General features: G+C 45.8%; 9 protein-coding genes and 1 pseudogene. 4 read left to right on the top strand and 6 right to left on the bottom strand.

Going from position 1 to position 10,846, the window contains the following annotated elements:
* The 5 genes from glmM to F6K57_RS30970 form a co-directional block, all read right to left on the bottom strand.
* Positions 1–1,377: phosphoglucosamine mutase (gene glmM, locus F6K57_RS30990; protein ID WP_293071993.1), on the bottom strand; the 1,377-nt coding region annotated here is incomplete at its 3' end.
* 383 nt (positions 1,378–1,760) lie between these two features.
* Positions 1,761–2,060, bottom strand: coding sequence for a hypothetical protein (locus F6K57_RS30985; protein WP_293025738.1), 300 nt, complete (start codon positions 2,058–2,060; stop codon positions 1,761–1,763).
* Positions 2,061–2,261: 201 nt separating this feature from the next.
* Positions 2,262–2,441, bottom strand: coding sequence for a hypothetical protein (locus tag F6K57_RS30980; protein WP_293042649.1), 180 nt, complete (start codon positions 2,439–2,441; stop codon positions 2,262–2,264).
* The gene (locus F6K57_RS30975; protein ID WP_293025742.1) at positions 2,431–3,024 is read right to left on the bottom strand and encodes a DUF3177 family protein; all 594 of its coding nucleotides are present in this window, start codon (positions 3,022–3,024) and stop codon (positions 2,431–2,433) included. The genes F6K57_RS30980 and F6K57_RS30975 overlap by 11 nt, the downstream gene beginning before the upstream one ends.
* Positions 3,025–3,256: 232 nt before the next feature.
* Positions 3,257–3,481: a Calvin cycle protein CP12 gene (locus F6K57_RS30970; RefSeq protein WP_293025744.1), complete on the bottom strand. Its 225-nt coding sequence runs from the start codon at positions 3,479–3,481 to the stop codon at positions 3,257–3,259.
* A 1,138-nt stretch (positions 3,482–4,619) separates the two neighbouring features.
* Between F6K57_RS30970 and F6K57_RS30965 the strand changes: the two genes are divergently transcribed.
* Positions 4,620–5,888: an FIST N-terminal domain-containing protein gene (locus F6K57_RS30965; protein ID WP_293071992.1), complete on the top strand. Its 1,269-nt coding sequence runs from the start codon at positions 4,620–4,622 to the stop codon at positions 5,886–5,888.
* Positions 5,889–6,028: 140 nt separating this feature from the next.
* Here F6K57_RS30965 and hisD read toward each other — a convergent pair whose 3' ends face one another.
* A complete protein-coding gene (gene hisD / locus F6K57_RS30960; protein WP_293071991.1) occupies positions 6,029–7,354 on the bottom strand; it encodes a histidinol dehydrogenase in 1,326 nt (441 codons plus the stop codon).
* Positions 7,355–7,602: 248 nt separating this feature from the next.
* Between hisD and rpsT the strand changes: the two genes are divergently transcribed.
* From rpsT to F6K57_RS30945, 3 genes and pseudogenes are all read left to right on the top strand, one after another.
* Positions 7,603–7,926, top strand: coding sequence for a 30S ribosomal protein S20 (gene rpsT / locus F6K57_RS30955; protein WP_293071990.1), 324 nt, complete (start codon positions 7,603–7,605; stop codon positions 7,924–7,926).
* A 105-nt stretch (positions 7,927–8,031) separates the two neighbouring features.
* On the top strand, positions 8,032–8,844 hold the full coding sequence (locus tag F6K57_RS30950; protein ID WP_293071989.1) for a TatD family hydrolase: 813 nt from the start codon (positions 8,032–8,034) through the stop codon (positions 8,842–8,844).
* Between the two features lie 749 nt (positions 8,845–9,593).
* A pseudogene (locus tag F6K57_RS30945) lies at positions 9,594–10,846 on the top strand (DNA-directed RNA polymerase subunit beta); the annotation flags it as partial.

Raw genomic sequence — 10,846 nt, 5'->3', positions numbered from 1 at the left:
GGGTTCAGTACCAGAAGCACGAACCAGAATTCGACCTTGGTCTCCCATGGCTGCTTCCCCTTTTGCGATCGCATTCGTGATCGCCTCACACTCTTGCCATCCACGTCGGCGTTCTCGGTCTTCTACCCTGACATTACGCAGCAGTTGGGGATAAGTCTGGAAACTTTGGTCTACTAACTGCCCTAAGGTCATCCCAGATTCATGCACCAAAGAAGCTATATGTAAAGCAGTTAACATGCCATCCCCAGTCAGACCATAATGGTGACAGATGATATGTCCCGATTGCTCACCCCCTAGCATAGCTCCAGTTTGGAGCATTTTAGCTTGGACATGCTGATCTCCGACCGCTGTCCGTAGGAATTTACCCCCCAACTGCTTCCAGGCTCGTTCAAATCCTAAATTTGCCATTACCGTTGCGACCATTAGGTCTTCTGGTAGCTTTTGGGCAGCACGTAAGGTTTGACCCCAAAAATAGAGGATATAATCTCCATTGATCTCCCGACCGTGGGCATCTACTGCCATCAATCGGTCTGCATCACCATCAAACGCAAACCCAAGATCTGCTTGGTATTCTTTTACCGCAGCTTTGAGGGGTTCGAGGTGAGTCGAGCCACAATTGACATTAATGCGATCGCCATCTGCCTGGTCATGTAAGCAAATGACTTGTGCCCCCAACTGCTCAAATACTTGTCCTGAGAGTCGCACTGCTGCCCCCCAAGCCAAATCCAGCACAATCTTCATCCCTTGTAAATTCGTCACTCCTTTCAGAGGACAATGAAGTGCTGCGGCATAATCGGTGACCAACCCTGGGCGATAGTGATACTTCCCTTGGGTTTTACTCACTACACCCTGATCAGTAAAACCCCTCAATCCAGCTTCTATATGCTTTTGCAGCTCCTGAGATAGCTTAGTGCCTTTCCCGCTAAAAAACTTAATCCCATTGTCTTCTGGAGGATTATGACTAGCGGAAATCATCACACCCCCGATGGCACTTGTAGCACTGCACAGGTAGGCAACACCGGGAGTGGGACATAATCCCAGGTGCCAAACCTCTAGACCTGCTGTAGTCAGCCCCTTAGCTAAGGCTGTTGCCAACATATCACTAGAGTTGCGCGAATCCTGCCCCAAAATCACCGGTCCTGGTACAGCTGAGTATTCCTGTAACACCAGACCAGCCCAGAAACCCACTTGTAAAGCCAAATCTTCACTGAGCAATGTTCCTGCTCGTCCCCGAATGCCATCGGTACCGAATAATGGGGTTGTCGGTAGAGTTAGGGGTTGCCAAGGTAACCTGACATTGGGGCAGTTCATTGGCTGATTCTTGGATGAGAACTCAGCACTATTCCATCCCTGGATACGGACAGGGGATGTAACCATAATTTCAATTTCCTCACATTACACACTCACTGTGGAGAATAACACTTTATTTTGCTTTGGTAGATATTCATCAATACATCCAACCCATAGTTGTGATCCCATACATGCTTGTGATCAGATTATGATCCAAGTACATTCAGATTATGATCCAAGTACATATAGCCCTGTGAGCGCTTTGGCCAGAGTTTATCAAAGATTTACTCAACCATTGACTAACTAGATCAAACTAGATTTACCCCTGTTAGGCTTCTGGCAAGACTTTATCAAAATTAACTAACTAAATCCAAATACACTTAGCTCCCAAGGGCCTTCGGGCAAAACTTTACCAAAATTTACCTTCTTCCCTTGGAACTTAGCAGCCACCACCTGGCAATGATCCTGAATTAAACACCAGCATTCTCCAACAACTTTTCCATAGTTTCCAAACTCAGTCCTTGGTGAAGATAACGAGGAGACTGTGGATTATAGGGAGCAGCCACTCGATCTATGCTAATGATCTTTGCCTGTGGTGGTAAGACCGCTACATCTGGGTCAAAGGATGTCGGGCGCATTAAAGAACTGGAAAAACCTTTAAAAATAGCAATTTGATCCTGTTCACCAGCGATCTGTGCGGTAACGATCAATACTTCTTTTGGGCGTTTGATGGTGTATTGTTCTAGACGCCTACCAATGGAATCCATCATCTGTGAGTTGTCAGTTGTTAGTTTTTAGTTGTGGCGTTGCCTATTAGCAGGATATGATAAACGGTTTAGCTTTATCGTACTGGTGGTGACCATAAAATCTGATTAGCGCGATTTACCTGTAGGTTAAGTAGAATTCCGAATCCGTTAATCAATCTTTATTTTGGTAAGTATTCAGCTATCAGGCTATGCGCTACCGGCACGCTACGGGAATGGCTGACGGCTGACGGCTGACCCCTGAGTGCTGTTCGCGCAGCGTGCGCGAGCGCCCATAGGCTTACCTCCTTTGAACCAAGACTCCCCCGGCATAAGCGCCGTGGGGAGTCTCAAAGAAGATGCTACTGCCCTACAAAATCCAAAGCCATAACCCATTTCATGGTTCAATAGCTGATCGTCCTTGTTTGCCGAGTCGAAACAGAACGAAATAGCTTAAGTAAAGGACATAAAAGAATAATCCCACCATTCCCATAAAACCCAAAAATCCAGGGGTATAACCAGCATGGAAATACTGTTTGAATAACAAAGGCGGCTGCCTCAACACCTGACAAAATCCAGATGTGATTGCTCCTGGGACAAAGGCACAACGTAGAAATGGAATACTGGCAATTGTCCCCAGAGTACAGTAAATAGTCATTGCCCAACGCCAAGATGTCAGTGCTAGCTTCAAGGGAGTAGCTGGTCTATCATCAATCTCCTCATTCAAGTCAATCCAAAACCACAGGGAGATCGGGATTAGAATACGGGAGCTCAAAGCAGACACATAAGCAATCGGCCAACCGACAATCAACAAGTAAACTGTAATCGCTAGGAGACTGGAAACACGCCAATAGATAATCAACAGCCGTACCATCGCATCTGCTTTCTGGAAAAATGCCCAAATTAGCAGCATCAAGGGGATAAATACTGTGAACAGAACTGCCAAACGGTAGTCCATCCAAACCAGTAATTGAATAATTTCATCTTGCATTGCTTGTTGCCGAAATGACCTTGATCTATGTTATTTCACCAATGCCCATACTGGAAATCTAGAAACAAAGCCAAGGAAAGCATCAGGCCAGTAACGCCACCAAAAAGGGTAGCAGGAGGAAACCATAATAGCGGTGACACCCGTGGCGAATTAAATTCGCCAACGAAAAGCGCACCGGGGGATTCCCTCCTGCTACCCTTATGCAGAGTATTTGGCAGAACAATCCTAGAGTCTAGTCGTCATATACCCGGCACTCAGCTGCGTCAGGATTATCATCACAGTACTGCTCAAGGGAGTTTTTGGGCTCGGTATTTTGCCGCTGATGGGAAGCCTCTGCTTGTAGTTCTTCTACGTTATCCCAAGCTACTGCACATTCTGCTGAAGACGCCCCTTCAGTATCACAAACGGCTCTAGCTTGTTCACGCTCTTGGTCTATTTTCTCTTGTAATTCGCTCATCTGTCTTTCGCTTTTATAACTTGATTATGTCTATTTTTATTTTGCTGATAGGATGGGTAGTAGTCACCAACCGCGCTTAGCAAAATTGTTAACGATAGGAGGCTTAATAACTAGTAATTTCGTTGACAAGCCGACTTAGTTGCTTAGGTTTTGTGCAACTCCTATCAGGGGTAAGGTTTGCCGGACTTCGTCCCGCTTCCGGGAACGGCAGCGATGCAGCGCCGACCTGCGGGGGTTTCCCCCATGAGCGACTGCATCAAGACAATGTTGTAAAGGGTGGTTGGGCTAGCAGCACATGTTTCCCTCACCTTAACTACTAGGGACATTAACTACTAGGGACAGGGCTACGAACTGGCGGTGATTCGTAGGTGTCGTGACCATTACAACCAGCGGACTAATGTCCATTACCTGCATCTTAGCTAGGAAATTCTGGATTAACCAGAAATTACCAGGGAATTAACTAAGAGCGCTACAATTAGCTACTCTAATTTCTTAGGTTAAAGCAAAAGACATGCTATAACACAAATTTGTTCTTTATTTTTTAAGGTTCTCCCAATTTTCCCTTACCCCCTAATCGCTTACACCACTTATATAACTCTTAACCCATTCCCCTTTTAATCGACAGATCTTGACATAGCGGTGCGACAATCATGGGAATTTAATTCTTAATGGGTCAAGCGCACCGGGCTAACTTAATAGGGTGGTTGGGGTGGAAGTCACCTTTAGCCATTACCCTTCTTACCATGGCTGACTTGAGGAAGGACTTCGAGTTAGAGGAACTGCGAATTTAAGGGATCCTGTCTGATTTATCCCTCTATATTAGGAATTGTTACCCTTAAATTGCAGTAGAGGGGATGGCTAATATGGCAACGATTGATAGTTAGGCAGATCTAGGGAGATTTCTTAAGGAGCCGCGCGCCTTAAGAAAAACAGTTTCTAACCGCGCTAACGCGCTTCTTTGGATAAACACTAACTTAGATTACGTTATATTAATTTTAGTGTCCCACAACAAATCCTCTGGTCATTATCAGGTAAGGCTTAGTGGAAGTCTGTGGTAATTCACCGTTATCATAAAACCTTGAGGAGTGGCCAATCCCCTCAATAGGGAATGGTATCGGGAGTGAAATAGGTAGAATAGATGGCTAATGTGATCAAGTGGGCAAATGCTCTATCAACCCGTGCATCATTAGAAGCGGCAGTGGCCGAAGTGGCAGACTGCCTTGAAAAGTCCTTGCCTTCAAAAGCAGATTTGGGTCTGGTGTTCATCTCATCTGCCTATGCCAGTGAGTATCCTCGCCTCATCCCCCTGCTCCAGGAACGATTGTCTTTACCCGTGCTGATTGGTTGTGGTGGGAGTGGCATCATTGGGATGAACACCAATGGGTTACCTGTGGAAGTTGAGGGAGTACCAGCCCTAAGCCTCAGCCTAGCCTGTTTGCCTGATGTTAGTGTCCAGAGCTTTCATATCTCTGGAGATGCCTTGCCAGATTTGGATAGTCCTCCTGATGCTTGGGTGGACTTGATTGGCATTTCCCCCCAAGAGCAGCCCCAGTTTATTTTATTCTCTGACCCCTCGTCATCTAAAATTAATGATTTGCTCCAAGGGTTGGATTATGCTTATCCAGGGTCAGTCAAGGTAGGAGGAGTGGCTAGTGGTAGCTCTATGATGGTTAAGAATGGCTTGTTTTGCCTGAAAGACCAGACCCAAGTGGCAAAGTCTCTTTACCATGAAGGAACTGTGGGGGTTGCTCTAAGCGGCAATATTCTATTAGAAACCATTGTTGCTCAAGGCTGTCGTCCTATCGGTCAAACCTATCAGGTGACTAAAGCAGACCAGAATATCCTGCTGGAATTGACAGCCCTTGAGCCAGGCAAGATCACCACCGCTGAGCCAGCATCCCATCCCCCATTAATGGTGTTGCGCGAGTTAATCCAAAGTATGGATGAGGCAGACCGTAAGCTGGCACAACATTCACTCTTTGTGGGAGTTGCCCGAGATGAGTTTAAACAACAGTTGGATCCCGGAGACTTTCTGATCCGCAATCTGTTAGGTGTAGATCCGAGGATTGGTGCGATCGCTATTGCTGATCGGATTCGACCCGGTCAACGTATTCAGTTCCACCTCAGAGATGCTCAAACTTCAGAGGAAGACTTGGCACTTCTTCTTGAGGACTATCAAAAGCAAACTAACACCACTCAAGCTGCTGGTGCTTTGATGTTTTCCTGTCTGGGGCGAGGAGAAGGGCTTTACGGTAAACCTAATTTTGATTCCCAAATGTTCCACCGTTACATCAAGGATATTCAGCTAGCGGGCTTCTTCTGTAACGGGGAAATTGGACCAGTAGGCAGTAGTACGTTTTTGCACGGCTTCACCTCAGTTTTTGGGATTTTCCGTGCTAAACAGTAACAATACAGAATTAAGGATGAAGAATTAAGAATTAAGAATTAAGAATGAAAAATCAACTAATTCTAAATTCTAAATTCTAAATTCTGGGCAATCAGTAACTACCTGAGTACTGACATAGCTTTAACTAGATGATTGTTATATTATTTTTCTACTCCCTTTGACTCCCCAGCATTAAGCTGAGTTCGTAAGCGCACAGAGTCAGCGTGAGATGGTAGACCTTCTGCTTCAGCAAGAGTCTCAATAGCACCAGCCACTTTATGGAGGGCTCGGTCGGAATACTGAATCAAACTGGAGTGCTTCATAAAGGTTTCCACACCTAAGGCAGAAGCATAACGAGCAGCACCTGAAGTTGGTAGGGTGTGATTTGGTCCAGCTAAGTAATCACCTACTGCTTCAGGGGTTGACTTACCCAAGAAAATTGCCCCAGCGTGGTGGATATAGTCTAGTAAGTCCCAAGGTTGGGTAATTTCTAGTTCTAAGTGCTCTGGAGCAAACTCATCAGACAGTTGTGCTGCCACTTCTAAAGAATCAACAACAACGATTAGACCATAGTGAGCGATCGCTTTTTCTGTCAACAGGCGTCGTGGATGGTCTTTTAGTTGCTGCTGCACTTGCACCTGCACTTGTTTGGCTAATTGAGCATCAGTGGTCAGGAGAATTGCTGCTGCCATTGGGTCATGTTCTGCCTGAGCCAATAGATCGACAGCCACATGAACTGGATTAGCTCCCTGATCTGCAATAATTAATACCTCAGAAGGACCAGCCAGGGAGTCAATCCCTACAATACCGTAAACCAGTTTCTTGGCTAGGGTTACGTAAATGTTCCCCGGACCGCTAATCACATCCACATTGGGAATGGTTTCGGTCCCAAAGGCTAAGGCTGCTATTGCTTGGGCACCACCTACCCGGTAAATCTCATCAATACCAGCTTCCTGAGCAGCCACAAGCACAGCCGGATTAATGCTTTGATCAGGTCTTGGTGGGGTGACCATTACAATTTTTTTAACCTGAGCTACCTTGGCTGGAATAGCATTCATTAACACAGTACTGGGATAGGACGCCCTACCTCCAGGAACATATAGTCCAGCCTTATCTACAGGAGTGTAGCGCTTCCCTAAAACCACATCATCTTCACCAAATTGCACCCAGGATTTGGGAACTCGTTGTCGATGAAATGCCTCGATTTGTCTGGCGGCTAATTGAATCGCATCCAGTAATTCCTTGGAGACCTGTTGGTAAGCCGCATCTAGTTCCGAACCGCTGACTCGCAGTTGTTCTCGACTCAATTTCAGCTGATCAAATTCCTCAGTGTAGTGCAGGAGCGCTACGTCTCCTTGGCGCTTCACTGCCTGTAAAACTTCCCTTACAGTTGCCTCTTTGTTCAGCATTTGGTCAGAAGCCGTGCGATCGCGGATACGTCGCAGTTCAGTTTGTGCCTCAGCCTGCTCAGTTATGATTCGCAGCATGGAGTCGGAGTGCCCATCACGCTAGTGTTGCTCGTCCTAGACCAGGTTTATACACTTATCCTGATCAAAGGTGTCTATGTTTCCTGGACTTACTTTAAGAATATAGCTTAAAGAGGGTGATGCTTGGGTTACGCTATGGGTGTTGATACTAGTTTAGTATTATATATGGTATGATGTTATTTCTGGTATCATACCATTTTATATGGGATGTAACTCCCAAACTAAATATAAGTTAAGTAAACACTGCTGTGGCTAATAACAATTCTGCCCTCAAACGCATAAAAATCGCCGAACGGAACCGAATTCGGAACAAAGCCTACAAATCAGCGGTGAAAACGCTGACCAAGAACTATTGTGCTGCCTTAGAAGAGTACGAACGCCAACCAAGTCCGGAAGCCTTGGAAGAAGTCAAACGTCGAATGTCAGAAGCATACAGCAAAATTGACAAGGCTGTCAAGCGTAAGGTGCTCCATCGCAATAATGGCGCTCGGAAAAAAGCAAGTCTTGCCAAAAAGCTCAAAGCTATAGAGGCTCAACTTAACGCTAGTGTGACCGAATCACCTGCTGTATGATCAGATTGCCAGGCCTCACCTGGCGGAGCGCTAAGTGGTGATTAGTTGAGCAAAAACCGCTGTAAATTAAACTAAAACTAGATAAATAGATTAAAAACTGTATTGATGCAGTTGATTGATACCCACGTCCATATCAACTTCGATGTCTTTGAGTCGGAGTTAGAGCAATTACGGCACCGATGGCTAGAAGCTGGTGTGGTTCGTCTAGTTCACTCTTGCGTAGAACCGTCTGAGTTTACAGGCATCCAAGCTCTAGCAGAGCGATTTCCCGAACTCTCCTTTGCGGTAGGCTTGCACCCCTTAGATACCGAAAAATGGACTTCCGAAACGGAAAATCAGATTTTGACCCTAGCGCGCTCTGATTCTAGGGTCGTAGCTATTGGAGAAACGGGTTTGGATTTCTATAAAGCAAAGAACCAACAACACCAAATAGAAGTGTTCAAAGCCCAACTAGGGATTGCCCACCAACTCGGCTTGCCACTGATTATCCACTGCCGTGACGCTGCTGCAGAAATGAGGGGCATACTGCAAGAATTTTGGCAAAGTACCGGATCAATAAGAGGCGTGATGCACTGTTGGGGAGGTAATCCTCAACAGACACAGTGGTTTTTGGATTTGGGATTTTACATAAGCTTCAGTGGCATTGTGACCTTTAAGAATGCCACTCAGGTAAAAGAATCAGCCACCATGGTACCTAGCGATCGCCTACTCATCGAAACGGATTGTCCGTTCCTTGCACCAGTCCCCAAGCGAGGAAAACGAAATGAACCAGCCTATGTCCGCTATGTAGGCGAGTGCGTTGCCCAATTACGAGGGATATCTCTAGAAGAGTTGGCTGCTCAGACCACCCAAAATGCCTGTCAGCTTTTTGGTCTTAGCCTATCAACAGCAACTGCTGGAAAAATAGGGATTGGGTAAATCTCAACCAGACCTGAAAGGGGAAAACCTAAAGGTAGGTTCTTGATAATCTCAAATCCCTTACTCTGCTATGGTTCAGTAGAAAGAGAATAATGCGGAGACTCCTAGGCTTGCGGTGAACACCTATAAGAGGAAATAACAGGAAATAATCCGACTCTCCGACTCTTTGAATAGTACTTTTGGAAGAGGCTTACCGAGGGATGGTTGACAAAAGTGGAATCAGATGCTACCCTAGGTATTCTGAAGACAACTAACCCAACGATAAGCCCCACAACGGTTTTAGTCTCCAGCTAAGCACACCCTAAGCACAACCCATGTGTAGGGCAGGGCACATCGACGGTGACAAGTGTAAAAACCACAACTAGCACTGGGAGCAATTACTCCAAGTCCAGTATAGTCCAGTATAGTGTTTTTGTTGTTTTCCTGATGCCTGAGTTTCTGTCAATCTAGTAATAGACATGGTTTAAAATCCCACAGATGGATGCGCGAGAAGTTGAAGATTAAAGGCACTCTAAGCCATTTGATTCAAAACTATGAACATCCTATACCTAGAGTAGGGTTACCTGAGGTCGCAGGTGTTCAGCTTAAGAATTCCACGTTTACTTTATCTGTGGGAGTGTCAATTCTAACAGTTGATCTAGTATCTATTAGCTCGAACCCAAGTTTTAAGCAATTGTTCAAGTACAAGTACTGCCTTGGGAAGGGAATCAAAATCGGCGCTGACTTAAAAAGAGTGAAGAACAGACCCCATGACTAATCAGACTTACACAACAGCTACCTATATGTTGCCAGACTTAGTTGAAATTCAGCGTGCTAGCTTTCGCTGGTTCTTGGAGGAGGGGCTAATTGAAGAACTCAATAGCTTCTCGCCGATTACCGACTACACTGGCAAAATGGAGCTGCACTTCTTGGGTAAAAACTACAGGCTTAAGTCTCCTAAATATGATGTGGATGAAGCCAAGCGGCGAGACAGTACCTATGCCGTACAAATGTACGTTCATACCCGCCTGATTAATAAAGAAACTGGGGAGATCAAGGAACAAGAAGTCTTCATCGGTGATTTGCCTCTGATGACAGACCGAGGCACATTTATCATTAACGGTGCTGAGCGAGTCATTGTTAACCAAATTGTTCGCTCTCCTGGAGTTTACTACAAGTCTGAAACTGATAAAAACGGACGTCGTACCTACTCAGCCTCCTTGATTCCCAACCGGGGTGCTTGGTTGAAGTTTGAAACCGATAAAAATAACTTAGTGTGGGTGCGCATCGACAAAACCCGTAAACTGTCTGCACAAGTGCTTTTAAAAGCCTTGGGGCTTGGTGATAGTGAAATTATAGATGCTATGCGCCACCCAGACTACTATCAAAAAACCCTTGACAAAGAAGGGAACCCCAGTGAAGAAGAAGCCCTACTTGAGCTGTACCGCAAGCTGCGTCCTGGGGAACCTCCCACTGTTAGTGGTGGTCAGCAGTTATTGGAATCCCGTTTCTTTGACCAGAAGCGTTATGACCTAGGTCGGGTCGGTCGCTACAAAATCAATAAAAAACTACGACTGAATATTCCTGACACCGTAAGGGTATTGACCCCCCAAGACATACTCGGGGCAATTGATTACCTAATCAACCTGGAATTTGACATTGGTAGCACAGATGATATTGACCACCTAGGAAATCGCCGAGTGCGCTCTGTTGGTGAACTGTTGCAAAACCAAGTGCGGGTGGGACTAAATCGCCTAGAGCGGATTATTCGGGAACGGATGACCGTTTCAGAATCCGATACCCTTACCCCAGCCTCATTGGTCAACCCCAAACCCCTAGTAGCAGCGATTAAGGAATTTTTTGGGTCCTCTCAGCTTTCCCAGTTTATGGATCAAACCAATCCATTAGCTGAATTGACCCATAAACGGCGTCTGTCTGCCCTAGGTCCTGGGGGGTTAACTCGCGAACGGGCAGGTTTTGCAGTGCGGGATATTCATCCATCTCACTATGGCAGAATTTGCCC

Source organism: Moorena sp. SIO4A5, from assembly GCF_010672005.1.
Classification (GTDB): Bacteria; Cyanobacteriota; Cyanobacteriia; order Cyanobacteriales; family Coleofasciculaceae; genus Moorena.
Note: the sequence above shows the minus strand (reverse complement) of the source record. Positions and strands in the feature narration are given on the sequence as shown.